20 protein-coding genes are annotated in these 20385 nt (G+C 69.3%); 8 read left to right on the top strand and 12 right to left on the bottom strand.

Annotation, left to right across the window (positions count from 1 at the left end):
* Positions 1 to 11 precede the first annotated feature (11 nt).
* Together erpA and E2F46_RS13115 are read right to left on the bottom strand one after the other, a co-directional pair.
* Positions 12 to 383 (bottom strand): iron-sulfur cluster insertion protein ErpA, encoded by a 372-nt coding sequence (gene erpA / locus E2F46_RS13120; protein ID WP_133322783.1) that lies wholly within the window; start codon positions 381 to 383, stop codon positions 12 to 14.
* A gap of 32 nt (positions 384 to 415) precedes the next feature.
* Entirely contained in the window at positions 416 to 1156 is a 741-nt protein-coding gene (locus tag E2F46_RS13115) for a DUF6776 family protein (RefSeq protein ID WP_243720428.1), read from the bottom strand.
* A 92-nt stretch (positions 1157 to 1248) separates the two neighbouring features.
* Here E2F46_RS13115 and E2F46_RS13110 point away from each other — a divergent pair, with 92 nt between their 5' ends.
* From E2F46_RS13110 to E2F46_RS13100, 3 genes are all read left to right on the top strand, one after another.
* A complete protein-coding gene (locus tag E2F46_RS13110; RefSeq protein WP_133322781.1) occupies positions 1249 to 1830 on the top strand; it encodes a DUF4126 domain-containing protein in 582 nt (193 codons plus the stop codon).
* A gap of 163 nt (positions 1831 to 1993) precedes the next feature.
* Complete coding sequence (locus tag E2F46_RS13105) at positions 1994 to 4174, top strand: EAL domain-containing protein (protein WP_341777564.1); 2181 nt, start codon at positions 1994 to 1996, stop codon at positions 4172 to 4174.
* Positions 4175 to 4214: 40 nt separating this feature from the next.
* On the top strand, positions 4215 to 6734 hold the full coding sequence (locus E2F46_RS13100; RefSeq protein ID WP_425599838.1) for a hybrid sensor histidine kinase/response regulator: 2520 nt from the start codon (positions 4215 to 4217) through the stop codon (positions 6732 to 6734).
* Between the two features lie 390 nt (positions 6735 to 7124).
* Here E2F46_RS13100 and E2F46_RS13095 read toward each other — a convergent pair whose 3' ends face one another.
* Positions 7125 to 7529 (bottom strand): phasin family protein, encoded by a 405-nt coding sequence (locus E2F46_RS13095; protein ID WP_133322779.1) that lies wholly within the window; start codon positions 7527 to 7529, stop codon positions 7125 to 7127.
* 131 nt (positions 7530 to 7660) lie between these two features.
* On the bottom strand, positions 7661 to 8023 hold the full coding sequence (queD, locus tag E2F46_RS13090) for a 6-carboxytetrahydropterin synthase QueD (protein WP_133322777.1): 363 nt from the start codon (positions 8021 to 8023) through the stop codon (positions 7661 to 7663).
* A 277-nt stretch (positions 8024 to 8300) separates the two neighbouring features.
* On the opposite strand from queD, the gene xth reads away from it, so the two are divergent.
* A complete protein-coding gene (gene xth, locus E2F46_RS13085) occupies positions 8301 to 9074 on the top strand; it encodes an exodeoxyribonuclease III (RefSeq protein WP_133322775.1) in 774 nt (257 codons plus the stop codon).
* Between the two features lie 92 nt (positions 9075 to 9166).
* Here xth and E2F46_RS13080 read toward each other — a convergent pair whose 3' ends face one another.
* Together E2F46_RS13080 and E2F46_RS13075 are read right to left on the bottom strand one after the other, a co-directional pair.
* Positions 9167 to 9424, bottom strand: a complete 258-nt coding sequence (locus E2F46_RS13080; RefSeq protein WP_133322773.1) for a GlsB/YeaQ/YmgE family stress response membrane protein — start codon at positions 9422 to 9424, stop codon at positions 9167 to 9169.
* 147 nt (positions 9425 to 9571) lie between these two features.
* The gene (locus tag E2F46_RS13075; RefSeq protein WP_133322771.1) at positions 9572 to 10951 is read right to left on the bottom strand and encodes a class I adenylate-forming enzyme family protein; all 1380 of its coding nucleotides are present in this window, start codon (positions 10949 to 10951) and stop codon (positions 9572 to 9574) included.
* 84 nt (positions 10952 to 11035) lie between these two features.
* Between E2F46_RS13075 and E2F46_RS13070 the strand changes: the two genes are divergently transcribed.
* From E2F46_RS13070 to E2F46_RS13055, 4 genes are all read left to right on the top strand, one after another.
* On the top strand, positions 11036 to 11623 hold the full coding sequence (locus E2F46_RS13070) for a 4'-phosphopantetheinyl transferase family protein (RefSeq protein ID WP_133322769.1): 588 nt from the start codon (positions 11036 to 11038) through the stop codon (positions 11621 to 11623).
* 111 nt (positions 11624 to 11734) lie between these two features.
* Positions 11735 to 12376, top strand: coding sequence for a 16S rRNA (guanine(527)-N(7))-methyltransferase RsmG (gene rsmG / locus E2F46_RS13065; RefSeq protein ID WP_133322767.1), 642 nt, complete (start codon positions 11735 to 11737; stop codon positions 12374 to 12376).
* A gap of 565 nt (positions 12377 to 12941) precedes the next feature.
* The gene (locus E2F46_RS13060) at positions 12942 to 13751 is read left to right on the top strand and encodes a ParA family protein (protein ID WP_133322765.1); all 810 of its coding nucleotides are present in this window, start codon (positions 12942 to 12944) and stop codon (positions 13749 to 13751) included.
* On the top strand, positions 13748 to 14653 hold the full coding sequence (locus tag E2F46_RS13055) for a ParB/RepB/Spo0J family partition protein (protein ID WP_133322763.1): 906 nt from the start codon (positions 13748 to 13750) through the stop codon (positions 14651 to 14653). The genes E2F46_RS13060 and E2F46_RS13055 overlap by 4 nt, the downstream gene beginning before the upstream one ends.
* Positions 14654 to 15636: 983 nt before the next feature.
* Here E2F46_RS13055 and E2F46_RS13050 read toward each other — a convergent pair.
* From E2F46_RS13050 to E2F46_RS13025, 6 genes are all read right to left on the bottom strand, one after another.
* On the bottom strand, positions 15637 to 16968 hold the full coding sequence (locus E2F46_RS13050; RefSeq protein ID WP_243720426.1) for an O-antigen ligase family protein: 1332 nt from the start codon (positions 16966 to 16968) through the stop codon (positions 15637 to 15639).
* Positions 16965 to 18083, bottom strand: coding sequence for a glycosyltransferase (locus E2F46_RS13045; RefSeq protein WP_133322761.1), 1119 nt, complete (start codon positions 18081 to 18083; stop codon positions 16965 to 16967). The genes E2F46_RS13050 and E2F46_RS13045 overlap by 4 nt, the downstream gene beginning before the upstream one ends.
* A gap of 22 nt (positions 18084 to 18105) precedes the next feature.
* Positions 18106 to 18303, bottom strand: coding sequence for a zinc-finger domain-containing protein (locus E2F46_RS13040; RefSeq protein WP_425599837.1), 198 nt, complete (start codon positions 18301 to 18303; stop codon positions 18106 to 18108).
* An 85-nt stretch (positions 18304 to 18388) separates the two neighbouring features.
* The gene (locus tag E2F46_RS13035; protein ID WP_133322757.1) at positions 18389 to 19057 is read right to left on the bottom strand and encodes a YceI family protein; all 669 of its coding nucleotides are present in this window, start codon (positions 19055 to 19057) and stop codon (positions 18389 to 18391) included.
* Positions 19058 to 19091: 34 nt separating this feature from the next.
* Entirely contained in the window at positions 19092 to 19706 is a 615-nt protein-coding gene (locus E2F46_RS13030; protein ID WP_243720425.1) for a YceI family protein, read from the bottom strand.
* Positions 19706 to 20296 (bottom strand): malonic semialdehyde reductase, encoded by a 591-nt coding sequence (locus tag E2F46_RS13025; protein WP_133322753.1) that lies wholly within the window; start codon positions 20294 to 20296, stop codon positions 19706 to 19708. The genes E2F46_RS13030 and E2F46_RS13025 overlap by 1 nt, the downstream gene beginning before the upstream one ends.
* Positions 20297 to 20385 lie beyond the last annotated feature (89 nt).

The raw sequence follows: 20385 nt of genomic DNA, 5'->3' as shown, positions 1-20385 counted from the left end.
GCGACGCGACGTCAGACGGTGAACGAGGACCCGCAACCGCAGGTCGACTTGGCGTTGGGGTTGCGGATGGTGAACTGCGCGCCGTGCAGGCTTTCCACGTAATCCACCGACGCGCCCATCAGGTACTGCAGGCTGAGCGGGTCGACCACCAGGGTCACGCCGTCTGTCACCACGGCCAGGTCGTCCTCGGCCTGCTGTTCGTCGAACTCGAAGCCGTACTGGAAGCCGGAGCAGCCGCCGCCCTGGATGTACACCCGCAGCTTGAGGCCGGGATTGCCCTCGCCGTCGATCAGTTCGCGCACCTTGCCCGCCGCCGCGGGGGTGAAGTCCAGCGGGCGTTCGAGCGACTGGTAGCCGGGGGCAGCGGAGTCGAAGAGTTCCATGTCGATCAGGATGGGGCGGCAATCGGCCGAGTTCAACCGTCAACCGCCACCCGTGCCGCTTCGGCCCACGGAATGGTGCGTTCGATCGGCGCGCCGGACGACGGCGCCAGCCGGGTATGGATGCGAAGCGGCACGAAGCCCGGCGGCAGGATGATGTCGCCCTCGACGCGCTGGAAGTACCGGAACGAATACTCGCTGCCATTGGCGTCCGGCTGCTGGCGCAGGTCGGCCCACGACAGCCGCTGCAGCCGCCCGTCCTGCGTGCCCTCGACCGACAGCGTCAGCCGGCCGGCGCTGGGCGCGTCGCGGTCGCGGGTCTGGGTGAGGGTGGCGATGAAGTGCCAGACCTGGCCATCGGCCTGCTGCGGGCGCAGTTCCAGCTCGTGCACCGCCAGCCCGCGCGGCTGCGCGGTGGCACCGACGAAGCGCTCGTAGAAGGCCACGTCGGAGCGCAGGCCCGCGATCTCCTCGTCGCGGGCCGCCAGCGAGGCCTGGAGTTCGGCATTGGCGTCGCGGCTGATCTGGTCGGAGCGTTTGAGCGTGGCCACTTCCTGCTCCAGCCGCTCCAGCTCGACCCGGTGACCCGCGGACGAGCTTCCACCGCCCGCGCCACCGGACGCCACCGTCCACACGCCCCAGGCGCCGAACAGCAGCGCCGCCAGCAGCACGGCCAACGCGCCGTAGGCCCACCATGGGTGCCGGGCGGCGGTCTGCCGGATCGCGCCGGACGGCGATTCGCCGGGGTCGGCCGCCGGAGGTGTCGATTCGCTCATGCCCCGAAGCGTATCGCCAGCCGCCGCTGCCTGCATCCGTCCCGTGCGCTGCCTATACTGCGCACGTTCATGGCCGCGCCGGGGGCAATGCGATGTCGGAAGCCCATCTGTTCGCCATCGGCATCCTGCTGGCCTGGCTGGCCGGGATCCGGGTGTACCTGACCGTCTTCGGCATCGGCATCGCCGGCATGCTGGGCTGGCTGGAGCTGCCGCCTGCGCTGGCAGTGGCCACCTCGCCGTGGGTGGTGGGCGTGTCCGGCGCGCTGGCGGTCACCGAGTTCTTCGCCGACAAGATCCCCGGGGTCGATTCCGGCTGGGACCTGCTGCAGACGCTGGCCCGGGTGCCGGCCGGCGCCTTCCTGGCCGCCGCCACGCTGTCGCCCGATGGCGACCTGGGCGCCGGCATGCTGGCCACCGGCGCGGGCGTGGCGCTGACCAGCCACCTGCTGAAGTCAGGCTCGCGGGCACTGATGAACACCTCGCCGGAGCCGTTGAGCAACTGGACCGCTTCGGTTACCGAGGATGTGGCCGTGGTGGGCGCACTGGCCCTGGCCTTCGCCTATCCCTGGGTGGCGCTGGCGCTGGTGGTGGCCGTGAGTGTCGGCTTCGCGCTGGTGGTGTGGTGGATCTGGCGCAAGCTGTTCCGGCGGGCGCCCCGGCCGGTCATGCCCTGACCCCACGCACCCGCCGGGGCGCATGCTGGCCTCCCGGCGCGGCCGATCCCGTCTTTCCGGAGACGTGCGTCAGGACGCGCGGCCCGCCCGCGGCACGAACGATCGCGCGCCGGGCTCACACCCATCACACGACGAAGCCACGGGGGGATCGTCGATGACAGGCATGGCGGCTGGACCGGAGGGCCTGGTCCAGGAAACATTGCAGTCCTTGCATCGGCACCTCGACACCGTCGAAGCAAGGTTGCGCCTGCCCGACGGGCTCTCGGCCGACTCCCTGGATACGCTTGTCGACGAAACCGCACGGCTGCATGCGCAGGCAAACAGCATCGATGCGCCCTGGTCCGCGGCGCTGGGCGGGCTGTTGACGACGCTGCGCGGCGCAGCACGCACCGGCACGGACGCTGCGATGTCGCCATTGCGATGGCCACTGCCATCGCCAGGATTGCTGGCTGCGACGCAGCGCACAAGAAAGAAGTTGCCTCCTCCGGCCCATCCCGGCACAGTTCAAGGGATGTCCGCCGCCGACGCCCGCACCCGCGCCGAATTCCCGCCTGCACACTACTGGCGGCGCTGGGCGACCGATGCGCAGCCCGCCGAAGCGCCCGGGGCGGAAGCCCCGGATCCACTGGCGGAGCTGCCGGCGCTGGTCGCCTCACGCCGGGCGGAAGACAGCGACAGCAAGGCCGACGCCCCGTATCGCGTGCTGATCGTCGAGGACGATCCCAGCCAGGCGCTGTTCGCCGAGAGCGTGATCAATGGCGCCGGCATGCAGGCATTGGTGGCCGGCGCACCGGGCGAGGTGATCACGTCGCTGGAGCAGTTCCAGCCGGACCTCGTGTTGATGGACCTGCACATGCCGGGCATGGATGGCGTGGAGCTGACCGGACTGATCCGAGCCCACGCCGAGCTGGGACGGGTACCGATCGTGTTCCTGACCGGCGACCCGGACCCGGAACGCCAGTTCGAGGTGCTGGATGTCGGCGCCGACGATTTCCTGAACAAGCCGGTGCGCCCGCGGCACCTCGTGCTGACCGTGCAGAACCGGGTCCGCCGCGCCCGCGCGCTGCAGGGCGCCGCCAAACCGGCCGAACGCCACCCTGCCACTGGCCTGCACACCCGCCCGCAGATGTTGCAACTGCTGTCCGGGGCGATCGCCGGAACACGCGACGGCGGCCTGTTCTTCCTCGAGGTGGAGGGCACCAGCGCGCTGCGCGACCGCTACGGTTATGCCGCCCTGGAATCGGTGCTGACCGACGCCGGCCGCCACATCGGCACGCTGGCGGGCGGACACCCTGCCTCGCGACTCAACGACAACACCTTCCTGGTCTTCGCCACCGACGTGTCTGGCACGCAGGACCTGGCCGCCTTCGCCCGCGCGCTGCGCGACGGCCTTGGCCGGGAGCCGTTCGCAGCCGGCAGCCAGACCGTGCGCCTGCGCGGCCTGGTCGGCTATGCATCGCTGTCGCACGGCTTCAACGATGCCGGCAGTGCGCTGGCCTCGGCGGAACAGGCGCTGCGCAGCGCGCGAACCACGCCCATCGGCATCGCCGAATGGCAACCCGCCACGCAACCGGATATCCGTGAAGACGTCGGCTTGGCCGACATGGTGCGGGAAGCGGTCGACGGCCACGGCTTCGAGCTCGCCTTCCAGCCGATCGTGGCCGTCGCCGGCGGCGAGGAGGCGCAATACCAGACGCTGGCGCGCATGCGTGACCGCGATGGCCGGCTGTATACCGCCGCGGAATTCCTGCCCGCTGCCGATGCCGCCGGCCTGCTGCACGAGATCGACCACCGCGTGCTGTCGCTCGCCATCGACACCATGCAGCGACGCCGCGGCGAGGGCCGTGGCCTCCGCCTGTTCGTCACCCAGTCCGCGCGCAGCCTCACCCGCGATGGCTACGCTGCCGAGCTGCTGTCGCTGTTGGCCGCCAGAGGGATCGAAGGGTCGTCGCTGGTGATCGACGTGCGCCAGGAGGATGCACTGATCCACGCGCTGTCGCTGCAGGAATTCTGCAGCGCGATGGTGCCGGCCGGCGTGCAGCTCTGCCTCAGCCAGTATCGACCCGACGCCGAAGCCCGTGCCCTGCTGGCGCAGTTGCCCCTGGGTTACGTGCGGCTGTCGGCACGCTATTCCTCGGGCCTGGACGATGGCCAGGTGCGTGACGAAATGCGCGAGGCCATCGAGCAGGCGCACCGCCTTGGCCTGCAGGTGATCGGCCAGCAGGTCGAAGACCCCCAGGCTGCCGCCACGCTGTGGATGAGCGGCGTGGATTTCATCCAGGGCAACCTGGTGCAGCGCGCCGCCGGCGGGCTGGACTTCGACTTCCAGCATTCGGTGCTCTGAAATGGCCCTGACCGTCAGCCGCGCACGCCCCTCGTCCATCATGCTCCGCTGGTTCGCGCTGGGTGCCGCCGGCGGCACCGCGGTGACCACTGCGCTGCACGTGCTGGGCATGGAAGGTCCGTGGCAGGGGTTCGCGCTGGTGCTGGCGCTGTTGGCGGTATTTGCGCTGATGGCCATCGTCTACAACATGCGCCAGCGCGAAAGGCAGCTGGAAGAGGCCGACGAAGACCGCCGACGCGGTGCCGAAGAACTCACCCTATTGCAGCGCGAACTGGATCGCCATACGCAGTTGGAACAGGACCTGCGCCTGGCCAAGCAGGCCGCGGATTCGGCGGTGATGGCCAAGGGCGAGTTCCTGGCCACGATGAGCCACGAGATCCGCACGCCGCTCAACGGCATCGTGCCGATGCTCGACCTGCTGATGCACGCCAGGCTGGCGCCAGACCACGCCGAGCTGGTGCGCACCGCCTACCTGTCGTCGCAGCAGATGCTGCGCATCGTCGACGACATCCTCGACTACTCCAAGCTGGAGGCCGACCGGCTGGAACTGGAAACCACCGGCTTCAACCTGCGCGAGCTGGTCGAGGGCGTGTTGCAGCTGATGGAGCGACCCGCGCAAAGCAAGGGCCTGCGCCTGAACCTGCAGCTCGAATCCTCGGTACGCCTGCCGGTGCGCGGCGACCCGGTGCGCCTGCGCCAGGTGCTGGGCAACCTGGTCAGCAATGCGGTGAAGTTCACCGAACGCGGATCGATCACCGTCACCCTGCGCCGCGTCGGCGAGACCGCGGCGCAGCACCAGGTGCGGTTCGAAGTGCGCGACACCGGCATCGGCATCTCGCCAGCCGGGCAGGCGCGCCTGTTCCAGGCCTTCAGCCAGGCCGACGCGTCTACCACCCGTCTGTACGGCGGGACCGGACTGGGGCTGGCGATCTCGCGGCGCATCGTCGAACTGATGGGAGGCCGCATCGGCGTGGACTCCGAGCCCGGGATGGGCGCGACCTTCTGGTTCGAAGTGCCGCTACTGAAGGTGCAGGGCGACATGCCGGCCGACGAGCAGGCGCCGCAGGGCGGCCGCCTGCTGCTGCTCAGCGCCGACCCGCGCCTGCGCCTGCGCCTGAGCATGCTGCTGCCCAACTGGGGGCTGCGCGTCAGTGCGGTGGAGACCACGCAGGAAGCGCTGGACCGCTTGCGCACCGCCGCCAACCAGGGGCCACCGTGGGCCTACTCCATCGTGCTTGCCGACCTGGCCGGCATGCGCAACACGGCGCTGGCGCTGCACCGCAACCTGGGGCGGCAGTCGGTGTACGGTGACCTCAAGCTGGTCTGCCTGTACGGTGACGACCCGGTGGCGGAGGAGCTGCAACGCAGCACCACCTTGCTGAGCCGGCAGGCGCCCGACGCCGACCTGCGCGCCGCTCTGGTGGGCGGCGCGAGGCAACAGGATGCAGAACGCATGCGCGAGGATGCCCCCAAGCCGACGACGACCGCGCCCGATGCCGGCAAGGCCGGCGGCGACGCGCCGGTCGGCGGCACGCAGCGCAAACCGCGCGTGCTGCTGGTCGAGGACAACCCGGTCAACCTGATGGTCGGCCAGCGCCTGCTGGGCGTGCTGGGGATTTCCTGCGACACCGCCAGCAATGGCGAGGCGGCGCTGATGCGCATGTCCGCCTCGCGCTACGACATCGTGCTGATGGACTGCCAGATGCCGGTGATGGACGGCTATACCGCCACCCAGCGCTGGCGCGAGGGCGAAGCCGAAGCCGCCGACGGCCGCCGCCTGCCGATCATCGCCATGACCGCGAACGCCATGGCCGGCGACCGCCAGAAATGCCTCGACGCCGGCATGGACGACTACCTGCCCAAGCCGGTCACGCGCAGCGAACTGGAACGTTGCCTGCACCGCTGGTTCGACCCCGAGCAGATCCCGGTGCCGGCCGAGTTCGCCGGCCTGGTGGCACCAGCGCCGGAGCAGAGGGCCAGCGAGGAACTCGCGGTGGCGATCATCGACCCGCCGCCCCCGCCACGCATCGCCCGCGATGACGACCAGGTCGACATCGCAGCCTCGCCTGCATCCCCGGCACCAGACGCCGCACCGGCGCCCGCCACGCGCACACCGGCACCGACACCCTCTGCGCCACGGCCCACGCCCCCTGCGCCGCCTGCATCGACGCCGATGACGGCGTACGACGCCCCCGCAGCCCGTCGTCCGCAACCACCGGTGCTGGAAGCAGAGATCATCGAAGACCTGCGCGCGATGCTGGGCGACGAGGTCGATCGCCTGGTCGACGTTTTCCTCGAGGACACGCCCCGCCTGCTGAAGGATCTCGAGAATGCCGCCGCCGGCCCGGACTACGACGCATTGCGCGATGCCGCGCACTCGCTGAAGTCGTCCAGCGCCAACCTCGGCGCGATGTCGTTGTCGGCTGCAGCCAAGCGCGTCGAGCTGGCCGCGCGCGAACAGTCCCTGGAGCGTCCCGCCGTGGCCGTGGCGTTGATCGCCAACGAGTTCGCCCGCGCCAAACAGGCGCTGCTCGGCCTGCGCCAGGACCAGCAGGCCTAGCGCCATCCGCACGCAGGATTGCGGCGGTCGCCCACAGCGGCCTGCGCCGGGATACTGCCCCCTGGCAGACGCTACCTGCGCCAGGAACCAAGGTTCTTTTCCGCTCGCGGGAAAGACCCCGCTGCGGCTGCGAGGTCCGTCGCCGCCACAAGCCGCGGCCGCTATGCACCTGGTTGCGGCGACATTCCATCCACGCCGTACAGTCCATCGCAAGTCCGGTGGAACGGCGGACCCGCCCACCTGGCGTTGGCGTCGAGACGCCTGCCGATATCAGCGGCCACCCGCATGCGTGCTGCGTAGCAGGCGCCAAGCAAAAAACCCGGCAGCTTGCGCTGCCGGGTTTTCGAATCGACGCGGGAGACAGTCGCGCGCCGCGGTGTTACATGTGGATCAACGGCGCTTGGCAGTCTTGGCGGCCGACTTGACCACCTTGTCGGCCTCGGCCTGCACCTTGGAGGTGGCGGCTTCGACCTGCGACTTGGCAATGCCGGCGATCGCTTCATTGGTCTTCACGGTGCCGCCGAAGACTTCCTGGCCGGCGCTGATGGCGCGCTCGACGTTCTCGCGGGCCACTTGCACGCCCTTCGGGAACAGGCTCTTGAAGCCGTCCATGTCGCGCACGTCGGCGGCTTCGCCGAGGAACGCGAAGGTGGCTTCGGCGTTCTCTTCCAGCGTGGCGAGCTGCAGGCCGAAGGCCTTGTGCGCGTTCTCGAGGGTCAGGCGGTTGATCTGGGCGGCGGTGTCCGCGAACTGGCGGGTCGCGGCGACGAACTGGTCATTGAACTGGAGATTCATGGCGGTTTCCTGCGGTTGTCCGGCAGGGAGTGCCGGTTTGTGCGATGCAGCATAACCCAGCTGATGTTGCGCTGCAACATCGTGCTCCCTGATGGGTTCAGCCCAGATTTATCGCCATATCAATCAATGGGTTAGGGCGAAGGGCCGGTATAGCGGCAGCCCGATGTACAGGTCTCGTGGACCACCACTGCGCTCAATCCCGGCAAGACCGGCTTCAGCCGGTCCCAGATCCAGATGGCCAGGCGCTCGCTGGTCGGGTTGTCCAACCCCGGCACATCATTGAGGTAGTGATGGTCGAGCTGTTCGTACAGCGGCAGGAAGGCCTGCTTGATGTCACCGAAGTCCATCACCCAGCCGGTGTCCGTGCCGGGTTCGCCCGAGACATGGATCTCCACCCGGAACGAGTGGCCGTGCACGCGCGCGCACTTGTGCCCGGGCGGCACGTTCGGCAAGCGGTGCGCTGCCTCGAGGGTGAAGACCTTGAAGATGTCCATGCGCGCATTTTCGCACGACGCAGCCGGACCCACGCGGCAATCGACGCATCGGGCATGCGCGGCTCTCCCGTGCTGCCGCGCCCGCGTTCGTGCGAACTCGACGGGCCGGGCCTGGCGGGAACTGTGCAGTAGGATGCGCAACTGCGCACTGATCCTGATCCAGGCGGGATCTTGCCAAGGCTGTTCTCCGCTCCCGCCCCACGCGTCCGGACCCCCGACGCGTAGCACGCCAGGCTCCACGCTTCGCCGCCAACGCAACCCGATGGAACCCCGCGACATGAAGATCGCCAGCTGGAACGTCAATTCGCTCAACGTGCGGCTGCCGCACCTGGAACAGTGGCTGGGCGCGTTCGCGCCGGACGTGGTGGGCATCCAGGAAACCAAGCTGGAAGACCACAAGTTCCCCGATACCGCGCTGGCCGGGCTTGGCTACCGCAGCGTGTTCGCGGGGCAGAAGACCTATAACGGCGTGGCGATCCTGGCCCGCGGTCGTGCGATCGATGATATCCAGCTCGGCATCCCCGGTTTCGAGGACGAACAGAAGCGCGTGATCGCGGCCACCATCGACGGTGTGCGTATCGTCAACCTGTACGTGGTCAATGGCCAGGACGTGGGCACCGACAAGTACGCCTACAAACTGCGCTGGCTGGAGGCGGTGCACGACTGGATCGCCAGCGAGCTGCAGGCGCATCCGAAGCTGGTCGTGCTGGGCGATTTCAACATCGCGCCCGACGCGCGCGACGTGCACGACCCGGAAGTCTGGAACGACGACCACATCCTCACGTCCACCGCGGAACGCGATGCGCTGCGGCGACTGCAGTCACTGGGCCTGCACGATGCCTTCCGCCTGCACAGCGATGAAGCCGGTGTCTTCAGCTGGTGGGACTACAGGCAGGCGGCCTTCCGCCGGAACCTGGGGCTGCGCATCGACCTGACCCTGGTGTCGGATGCGCTGCGCGATGCCGCCGTTGGATCGGGCATCGACCAGGAGCCGCGCACCTGGGAGCGCCCCAGCGACCATGCCCCTGCATGGGTGCGGCTGGCGGGTTGAGACGATTCCGTCGCAGAAACAGATGTCCCCACGAGCGAAAGGCCCGGCAACCGCCGGGCCTTCGCATTCGAACGTGCTGCTGGACCGTTGACTCAGCGCACGTTGCCGCGGCGGAACAGGTTGACGATCGCCAGCAGCACGATGGCGCCGATCAGCGCAGTGATCAGGAAGCCGACCCAGCCGCCACCCAGGCCCAGGCCCAGCGTCGGCAGCAGCCAGCCGCCGATCAGGCCGCCGATGATGCCGACGACCACGTTGAGAATGATGCCCTGCTGGCCATCGGTGCGCATGATGATGCTGGCCAACCAACCCGCGATGCCGCCGACGATCAGATAGATGAGGAAGTTCATGCGAGGTCTCCTGTCCGATACAAAGGGATGTGCAATGCCGCCCAATGCGGGGGTGCGCGCATCCTGACGACGGCGCCGTGATGGCGACGTCACAGGAAGACCGGGCCGGGCAGCCCGATCATCACGACTATTACGCCGTTGCGCCGCTCATTGCACGCCGCCATGCAACACCCGCAGCACTGCGTCGCGCGGCAGTTTCCCGGTGTCGTTGCGCGGCAGGGCATCGACCAGTCGCACGCGACGTGGCAGGAAGACCGGGTCGATGCTGGCGCGCAGCGCCTCGACGATCGCGGCTTCATCCAGGCCATCCGCCACCACCAGCGCGGCGATGCGTCGGATGCCGGCGGCATCGGCGTCTTCCAACTGGACCAGCACGCCATCGCGTACGCCGGGGACGGCCAACAGGCGCTGCGTCAGTTCTCCCAGCGATGCACGCTTGCCAGCGATCTCCAGCAGGTCGGCCTGGCGGCCGCGCAGCAGGAAGCGACCATCGCCGTGCACTTCCACCAGGTCGGCCAGCGCGACGGGCGCCGCGAGGTGCGGCGCTTCCACCAGCGCGCCGTCGGGCTGCGGCAGCACGCGCACCCCGGGCAGCGGCGTCCACATGCCATCGCGGGCGGTGCGGCGGCGCGCGATGACGCAGGTTTCGGTGGAACCGAACATCTCGCGCACCTCGCACCCGAAGCGCGATTCGGCATCACGCGCAAGCGCCACTGGCAGCGGCGCGGTGGCAGTCACGATGCCCGACAGTGGCGGCAGTACCACGCCGGATTCGACCAGTGCACGCAGGTGTACCGGCGTGGTCACCAGCAGGCGCGCGCCATCGGCATCGCGCAAGGCCGCCGCGACATCGCCCGGGAAGAACGGCTTGCCGACGTGTACGGCGGCATCCGCAAGCAATGGCAGCAACACCGACAGCTCCATGCCATACATGTGCTGTGGCGGCACGGTGGCGACCACATGCACGGTGCGATCACGCGGCCACAGGCCCGCCAGAGCGGCGAGGTTCTGCGCCGTGCTGGTGCGGAAGCCGCGCCATGTCTTGGCGTTCGCCTTCGGCACGCCCGTACTGCCCGAGGTGAAGCCGATCGCCACCACGGCGGCGTCCTGGACGCGCAGGTCATCGCCTTCGCGTTCCGGCAGCGCGTCGGGCAAGCGCAGGAAGTGCACGCCCTCCGGCATCTCGCAGCCACAGGCCTCGCCATCGCCCACGCAGACGCTGTCGGGATGGCCGCGACGCACCGCGGCGATGGCGGCGCGCGTCCGGGACGGCGGCAGCAGCGTCACCTGGCCGCGCAGCGCAGTGGCGCAGAACAACACGATGAAGCGGTAGCGGTCCTCGCACAGGTTGACCACGTGCCCGCCCGTCGGCAGCAGCGCGGCCACCCCGCGCACATGCGCTGCGAAACGCGCGCGCGACACGGTTCCGCCGGCTCCGAACGCCAGGGGCTGGTCGCCATTGCCGCACAGCATCGGCACCGCAGGCGCGGCGGCGGGTGCGTCGTGGTCGTGGATGACGGCGGACATGGCGTGACGCGAAGGTTCCTGCGCTTCGTGATTCCCGGCCCGCTAGCTTACGCTGGTGGCGTCCCCTGCCGCCGCACCGCGTTCATGTCCCCACCCCGCGACAGCCTCCAGATCGGCCCGGTGCACTGCGCGTGGATGCCGCATCGCCGCGGCACGCCGACTGCGCCGCTGGTGCAGCCGTGGCTGGCCCTGCAGCTGGCGGTGGACGAACCGGCCTTGGGGGTCTGGCGCGACACGCATGGTCGGCCGCACCTGGCCGCGGGCCACGCCGGGCTCGACATCAACTGGAGCCACAGCGGCGACCAGCTGCTGGTCGCCCTGGGCCGCGGCGTGCGCGTGGGCGCCGATCTGGAACTGCTGCGCCCGCGTCCGCGCGCGATGGTGCTGGCCGCGCGCTTCTTCACGCCCGGCGAGGCCGCCACGCTGCAGGCACTGCCCGCCGCCCTGCAGGAGGACGCCTTCGTGCGCCTGTGGTGTGCCAAGGAAGCCGTGCTGAAGGCGCATGGCCGCGGCATCGTCTTCGGCCTGCACCGGCTGGAATTCGTGGCAGATGGCGACGCATGGCGGCTCGACCGCTGCGACCCGGCGCTGGGCACGCCCGCCGACTGGACCCTGCACGCCTTCGCGCCGATGCCCGGCTTCCTGGCGACCCTCGCCTGGCGCGCGCTGTAGCGACGGGCCAAGCCTGCGCAACCCCGGGGTTGCCCTTGCCTGGCGGGGCGGCGTACTCATCGCCACGGTTGAACAAGGGTCTGCGCGCGCGGCCGCTCCTACAATGACGACATGGACACCCCCCTCCGCGATGAACTGCGGCACACGCTGGACGCCGGCCTGGCCGCATTGCGCCTCGATCCCGCGCTGGCGGCGCCGTTGCTGGACTACCTCGCCCTGCTGGACCGCTGGAACCGCACCTACAACCTGACCGCCATCCGCGACCCGCGGGAGATGGTGACCCTGCACCTGCTCGATTCGCTGGCGATGCAGCCGCACGTGGCCGACATCGCCGCACTCGCCGACCTCGGCACCGGCCCCGGCCTGCCCGGCATCCCCCTGGCCATCGCCACCCCGGCCCTGCAGGTCACCCTGGTCGAGAGCAACGGCAAGAAGGCCCGGTTCCTGCGCGAAGCGGTGCGCCAACTGGGACTCGGCAACGCCCGCGTGGCCGAATCCCGCGCCGAAGCGCTGGACGAACCCGGCCGCTACCAAGCCATCACCGCCCGCGCCCTGGCCACGCTGCCCGACATCATCGCCGTGGGCGGCCACCTGCTGGCCCCCGGCGGCCGCCTGCTGGCGATGAAGGGCCAGCGCCCCGACGACGAGATCGCCGCGCTCCCGCCCGGCTGGCGGCTCGACGCCATCCATCCACTCGCAGTGCCCGGCCTTGCGGCCGAACGCCACCTGGTGGTGGTGTCGAACGCGGGCTAGCTTGGGCGGAGTTTGGCAATCCGGAGTTTATTTTTGGTATGGCGGTGACGTCGCCATTGGAGCGGTCCCCACCTCGCCGGCCCTCATCCGCCCTGCAGGCACCTCGCTCCGCGCCCCGGCCTGCGCAGCGCGCAGGGCGTTCAGGGGGGCGCGGGCCAAAGGCTCGCAAGCAGCCCCCTTCACCCCGGAGGGAGAAGGAACAAAGAAGCCCCTCTCCCTCCGGGGCGACAGCGCACGGTTTGCGTGCCGTTGGCGCGCGTGCGCTGCAGCGCCCGTGCCGCTGGCACGGGCCGGGGCGCCGAGCGGGGGTTGGGGGGCGGCGTGGCGAAGCGGTGATAGCCCGCATCGAGGCGTCTGTTCCGCGCCATTGGATTCATTCGGGTCAGTGGGCTAGCGCCGGGATGACGCGCCTTGGGATCAAGGCTCGCCGGAGAAGCATCTCTTCCCGACAGGCTGGTTCCCAGCCGCGCCAAACCCCCTTCCCCGCCATCGCGCGGCATAATCCCCTGTCCGGACCGCCTCGCCGCGGCCGTTTCCCTCCGCTACCGAGGCATCCCCGGACCCCATGGCCCGCATCATCGCCATTGCCAACCAGAAGGGCGGCGTCGGCAAGACCACCACCGCCGTCAACCTGGCCGCCGCGCTGGCGAAGACGCCCAAGCGCGTGCTGCTGGTGGACCTGGATGCCCAGGGCAACGCCACCATGGGCAGCGGCATCGACAAGCGCGACCTGCACGCCTCGACCTGCGACGTCCTGCTGGAGGAGTTGCACGCCGAGGACGCGATCATGGAGACGGCGGAAGGTTTCGACCTGATGCCGGGCAACACCGACCTCACCGCGGCCGAAATCGAACTGATGGACGAGGACGGCCGCGAGCAGCGGCTCAAGCGCGCACTCGAACCCCTGCGTGCACGCTACGACTTCATCGTCATCGACTGCCCGCCGGCGCTGTCGCTGCTGACGCTCAACGCGCTCACCGCATCCGATTCGGTGCTGGTGCCGATGCAGTGCGAGTACTACGCGCTGGAAGGCCTGACCGCGCTGCTGCAGACCATCGACGCACTGAAGCAGCGGCTGAATCCCGAACTCGAGATCGAAGGCGTGTTGCGGACCATGTTCGACGTGCGCAACAACCTGGCCAACGCGGTGTCGGCCGAACTGGTGCAACACTTCGGCGACAAGGTGTTCCGTACCATCGTGCCGCGCAACGTGCGCCTGGCCGAAGCCCCCAGCCACGGCCAGAGCATCGTCGGCTACGACAAGGCCTCGCGCGGAGCCATCGCCTATCTCGGCCTCGCCGGCGAAGTGCTGCGCCGCCAGCGCGAGCGCGACCAACAACAGAAGGACATGAACGTGACGGAGAACCCGGCATGAGCGCAGCCAAGAGCGCGCCCGCCAAGAAGCGTGGCCTGGGCCGCGGACTGGAAGCCCTGCTCGGCCCCAAGGCCGCCGCCGAGGCGCCGAAGCTGGAAGCTTCGCCCGAGGACACCCTGCGCACGCTGCCGGTCGATTCCATGCAGCCCGGGCGCTACCAGCCTCGCAAGCACTGGGACGGCGCCAAGCTCACCGAACTGGCCGAATCGATCAAGGCCCAGGGCGTGATCCAGCCGATCGTGGTCCGGCAGATGCCCGACCGCACCTTCGAGATCATCGCCGGCGAGCGCCGCTGGCGCGCATCGAAGGAAGCGGGGCTGGCCGAAGTGCCGGTGGTGGTGCGCCAGGCCGACGACCGCACCGTGGTGGCCATGGCGCTGATCGAGAACATCCAGCGCGAGGACCTCAACCCGCTGGAAGAAGCGCAGGCGCTGCAGCGGCTGATCGACGAATTCGACCTGACCCACGCGCAGACCGCCGAGACCGTGGGTCGCTCGCGCGCCGCGGTGTCCAACCTGCTGCGCCTGCTGGAACTGCCGCCCGCGATCCGCACGCTGCTGGAGTCGCGCCAGCTGGAGATGGGCCATGCCCGCGCGCTGCTGACGCTGTCGCCGGAACTGGCCAGCAAGCTGGCCGCGGAAGCCGTCGAACACGGCTGGTCGGTGCGCGAGGTGGAACATCGCGCGCAGCAGTTCGCGGCGGGCAAGCTGCCCGTGACCAAGAAGAAGAAGGCGGGCAAGACCGCAACGCCGCCGGACATCGCCACGCTCGAGAACGAGCTGTCCGAGACGCTGGGCGCGAAGGTCGCCATTGCGCATGGTCGCGGCGGCAAGGGACGGCTGGTCATCCACTACGCCAACCTCGATGCGCTGGATGGGGTGTTGGAGCGGTTGCGGAAGTAGTGGCGGCGCGGACTGCCGGGCCGCTCTCCCCGGCCAGCGTTCTCTCCTCAGAACGCTTGCGATACTCTCGTGAAACCCACGAATGCAAGAGCGTTCCGCCCGCGGCAGCGGGCGGGTTCATTTCTTTTGCTGGCCCACTGCATGCGCGAAGCGCATGCGGACGACGAAGCCGGCCCGAAGGGCGAGCGCCATAGGCGCGCGTCAGAAGAAACGAACCAAAGAAAAGGGCCTTCCCCGACGGGGGCTAACGATTCGGCGGACAGTGCGTCGGGATTTTCCGACTCGCCAAAGGCGTGTGACAACGGCGATTCAGTGGCGTTACGCGTGGCGACGCGTTCGTCTCCGTCGCAGCGGCAGGATCCGGTTGGCGCGGTCGGAAAACGCGGGCGTTCGTCGGCGCGCGAGCCAATGGCTCGCAAGCGCACCTCCCCACACATGTGCGGCGCCCTACGGGTCTGGCAAGTCCCGCGGCGGTTCGTCAGGAGAGCCGCAGCACGGCCTTTCCGGTGCAGGCCGAACTCCATAGACCCACATTGCAAGCGCATGCGAAAAGCCAAGGACGCTCGGTCCCGGCTTGCTCCGGGATGTCGAAGCTCAAGCCTCTGATCTAAGCCCAGTCGTAACATCGCTTGAAGACCCGGAGGGCGCCCGGCATGGACGCCGGGCGTTTTTCGACAGGACAAGGATGTCCTGTCGAAAAATCCTGACGAGCCTGACACGGAACGTTAGCTTGGTCGGGGAAAGTATTTCTTTTGTGACTTTCTTGACCGGCTGCGCCGTTCGCTTCGCAGTGTGCCAGCAAAGAACGTCACCCGCCCGTCTACGGGCGGAACGCCTTTGATCTCAGGAAAAGGTTCGGGCCAAGCAACGTGCCCCCGCATCGGCATGTCGCCATGGATGGTGTCATTCCCTGCACAAACCCAGTCTGCCCTAACGCTTCCCGAAACACTGAAGCGGCCGCAGCGCCAGGCATCGATGGGCGCCTACGGCTTCGCCGGAGCGTCCGCCCGCGCCAGCAGGCTCCCCGCATACAGCGCCGCCAGCATCAGCGTCAGCCCGCCCCAGAACGTCGAATAGAACGCGAGGTGCGTGTTGAGCGGGAAGACGGTCACCGCCAATGCCAGCATCGCCGGGCGCGCACGCTTGCGCGCCGCCTCGTCGGCGAAGCGCCACGCACGCCATGCCAGCGCCGCACCGGCCAGCCACAGCAGCAGCCCGATGCCGCCGGTCTCGCTGAGGATCTCCAGCACGATCTGGTGCGCGTGGAAGGCAGGGCCTTCACCCCATGCCGCCACCTGCCCCGCATCCGGGTCGCAATCGTCGAACGCTTCGCGGAAGCCGCGCGCGCCGACGCCGTTGATGGGATGCTCGCGCGCCATGCACAGCGCCGCGCCCCAGATCCGTGCGCGGCCCGACAGTGCGCCATCCACGCCCGCCTCACTGGCCTCCATCGCCAGCATGGTGCGCTCAATGCGCTTGCCGACATCGGGCGAGGTCAATGCGATGGCGAGGATCGCAAGCGCGCCACCGGCCAGCACCAGCAGCAGCTTCTTCCAGCCCAGCAGGCGCCAGCCCGAGAACACCAGCACCAGCGCATAAGTGATCCACGACGCACGCGAGCCGGCGAAGACGATGACAATGCCGACCAGCGACGCCGCCACGATCCAGCCCACGGTGCCGAAGCGGCGCCCGGCGGCATACAGCGCGAACGGCGACAGGCTGGCCAGCACCACGCCCAGCTTGAGGTTGCACGGGCCCAGGATGCCGCCCAGCCGGTCGGCCGCGGCCAGTTGCGCCTCGCTGCACATCGGCCGGCCGCTGATCAGCTGCTTGAGTGCATCGATGCCCCAGAACAGCGGACTGGTGTGGAACAGCACCTCGGCGAGCGCGTCCAGCGTCCACACGCCGATGATCACCGCCAGCCCACCGAAGGTGATGCGCCGTCCGCGCTCGTCGGCCACCGCGCCGGCCACCAGCCACAGGAACGGCAGGTAACGCAGGTCCACCAGCGATTCGCGGAAGGCGCGGCCGTGGTCGACGGCATCGACCGATGACACCAGCTGCGGCAGCCAGTACGCGAAGAACAACACGCTGGTCAACGCCCATGCCGGCGGACTGAGCAGCGCGGTGCCACCGCGGAAACGCCGGCGCAGCAGCAGGAAGATCGCGGTCAACGCCCCCAGCACCATCACGCCCTCGGCGTAGCCGGGCGCAGGCCACAGCGCGACGAAGGCCAGCACCCAAGGCGGCGCCCAGCGCCAGCCGTAGGCGGGCGGCATGCCGGTCACCTCAGGCGTGGGAGGAGTCGTATTCATGTATGGGCGAGGTCGCGGTACATCGCGAGCGTGGCGTCCTGCATGGCCTGCAACGTGTAAGGCATCGTAGCCGGAAGCGGTGGTGCTTGCGCAAGCAGTTCGCGTGCGCGCCGCGCGAGTGCATCGCCATCGAACGGCATTGCCGCGCCCTGCGGCTGCAGCTCGCGCAGCAACTCACCCACGCCACCGTGCGCCCAGCCCAGCACCGGCCGGCCCACCGACAGCGCTTCGATGACGGTGCGCCCGAAGGCTTCCGGCTTGCGTGAAAGCTGCAGCACCAGGTCGCTGGCGGCGTAGGCCTCGACGATGGCGGACGTCGGCGCGGTGATCGCCAGCGCATCGGCAATGCCCAGCCGCGCGGCGTCGGCTTCGAGTTCAGTGATGTAGCCGCTGCGATGCGCTTCGCGCGCGCCCGGCATCCACAGCCGCGCATCGCTGCCGGCCGCACGCAGCGTGGCCAGCAGCGCCAGCGCATCGGCGTGGCCCTTGAGCCGCGTGCCGCGCCCGGGCAGCAACAACAGCGGGCCCTCGCCGGCAAGCTTCGGATGCGCAGCCGCGACGCGTGCGCGTGCCCCGCAGTCGGGCGCGGGACGGCGCGGGAACTGCGCCGGGTCAATGCCGCGCGGAATCACCTGCATGACCGCAGGGTCGGTTCGAGGGTAGTGCCGCAACACGTATTCGCGCACGGTGTCGGACACGCACACCACCCGCTCGCCGCGCGCCATCACCGCGCTGTAGCGCGAAGGCGAGTTCAGGCCATGCACGGTGGTCACGAAGTGGGGGCGCGAGGCGGCAGGCAGGCCACGCCAGGCCAGCCAGCCGATCCACGCCGGCAGCCGCGAGCGGGCATGCACGATGTCGACGCGCTGCTCCGCGAACAGCCGGCGCAACGTGCGCACATGGCGCAGCACCAGCGGGGACTTGCGGCCGATGTCGAGCGCGGTGTGCTCGCCGCCCAGCGCCTGCAGCGCGGGCACCAGCCGCCCACCCGCGGAGACCACCAGCGCGCGATGCCCGCCGCGCACCAGGGCGTCGGTGATTTCCAGCGTGGAGCGCTCGACGCCGCCGGCGTCCAGCGCCGGCAGCAACTGCAGGACCGTCAACGGGCGGGTCACGCGTGGCGGGCCCGCGCCGGGGTCAGTCGACGAGGACGAAATGCGCCCCGCAGTAAGGGCAATCGGACTGTCCGCCTTCGGCCTCGATCGGCAGGTAGACGCGCGGATGCGAATTCCACAGCGCCATCGACGGCAGCGGGCAGCTCAGCGGCAGGTCGCCGCGGGAAATCTCGTAGCGCTGCTGCGCGTTGGCCTGGGTCGGTTGCGGAGTGGCGGTCATGGCGGGGGCCTGCATCGTGATGCGGGCATTCTACCGCCCGCCATGCCGCCGGGCGCCATCGCACGGGCGATGGCACCCGCGTGGCTCATTCCGCGGCGACCGAGGCTTCGGTGGTGATGCGCAGGGTCACTTCATCACCCACCGCAGGCGCGTAGTTGCCCAGGCCGAAGTCGCTGCGCAGGACGGTGGCGGTGGCATCGAAGCCGATCGACGGCCGCTGGGTCATCGGATGCGGGCCAGCGCCGTTCAGGGTCACGTCGAGCGTCACCGGGCGGGTCGTGTCCTTGACCGTCAGGTCGCCGGTGACGGTGAGCCGGTTGGTCCCGGTCGATTCGACGCGCGTGCTGCGGAAGGTGGCGGCGGGGAAGCGCGCTGCATCCAGCCAGTCGGCGCTGGAGAGGTGGTCGTGGAACTCGGCGGCCAGTGCATCGATGCCGGAGATCGGCAGCGTGACCTCGACGCTCGACGCGGCCACGTCCTCGGCGTTGTAGACGATGGCGCCTTCGACGTTGCCGAAGTTGATGCTGGGATTGGAGAACCCGAAGTGGTTCCACGAGGCCAGCACCATCGTGTGCGAGGGATCGATCACGTAGGTACCGGAAGCGGCCGCGACCGGATCGACGGCAGGTTCCGTCGCGGCAGGCGTTGCTGCCGCAGGTGCCGTGGTGTCCGCGGCGGGTTGCGACGGCGAGCACGCGGCAAGTGCGACGGTCAGGGCAAGGGGAGCAAGCACGGGTCGGATTCGGGATTTCATGTGGGCGTCCTCGATGGGAGGTAAGGGAGGCAGGTCAGTCCGCGGCCGCGGCCTGGGCTTCGGTGGTGATGCGCAACTGGACTTCGTCGCTGACCGCCGGCGCGCCCAGCCCGAGGCCGAAGTCACTGCGCAGCAGGTTGGCCGTGGCGTCGAACCCGATGGTGGGGCGGTTGTTGCGCGGGTGCGGCGCGGCCTTGTCGAGCACGGCGTCGAGCACCACGGTACGGGTGATGTCCTTGATGGTCAGTGCGCCGGTGACCTTCAGTCGGTCCTCGCCCAGGTCCTCGACCGCGGTGCTGCGGAACGTGGCGACCGGGAAGACATCGGCATCGAAGAAATCGGCATTGCGCAGGTGTGCGTCGAAACGCGCGACGTGCGAGTTCAGCCCCGACAACGGCAGCGTGACCTGCACCGAGGACGCCGCCACCTTGTCTGCGTCGTAGACGATGGTGCCGTCGACCTGGCCGAAGTGCGCAGTGGGATTGGAGAACCCGAGATGGTTCCACTGCGCGATGACATCGGTATGGCCGGGGTCGATCCGGTACTCGACTGGCGCCGCCTGTGCCACCGCGGTGGCACAGGCGAGCGCCAGCGCGAACACCGTCGCCGAAACCCGCGAAGGCGCCCTTGCAGGTCGCACCCGACGCATCATTCGATCCTCGCCGCTTCGTCGAAGCCCAGCCGCGGCGAGCGCGGGAACAGACTCGAGGGATCGCCCTTGCCGAGGTTGATGATCACGTTCGACTTGATGCTGGTGCCCTTGAAGAAGGCCTCGTCCACCTTGTCGTTGTCGAAGCCCGACATCGGGCCGGCATCGAGCCCCAGCGCGCGCGCGGCGAGGATGAGGTACGCCACCTGCAGGCTGGAGCTGCGCAACGCGACGCGGTACAGGCGCTCTTCGGGCGAGCCCTCGAACCAGGATTTCGCATCCACGTGCGGGAACAGCACCGGCAACTTGTCGTAGAACTTCATGTCGTAGCCGACGATCGCAACCGCGGGCGCGGCCATGGTCTTGGCGCGATTGCCTTCGCTCAGCGCCGGTTCCAGCTTCTTCTTGCCCGCGTCCGAGGTCACGAAGACGATGCGCGCCGGGCAGCAGTTGGCTTCGGTGGGGCCCAGCTTCAGCAGGTCATAGAGCTTGCGCAGGGTCTCCTCGCTGACCTCGCCGGAGAAGGCGTTGTAACTGCGGGCCTGGCGGAACAGCTGGTCGAGGGCGGTGTCGGGCAGGATGTCGGACATCGGTCGGTCTCGTCGTCGAAGGGATCGGGCGGCCAGGCGCCCATGCGCCGGTCCATGGCCTGCAGTGTAGAGTTCCATCCGTGAAGCGG

Source organism: Luteimonas aestuarii (assembly GCF_004357985.1).
Classification (GTDB): Bacteria; Pseudomonadota; Gammaproteobacteria; order Xanthomonadales; family Xanthomonadaceae; genus Luteimonas; species Luteimonas aestuarii.
Note: the sequence above shows the minus strand (reverse complement) of the source record. Positions and strands in the feature narration are given on the sequence as shown.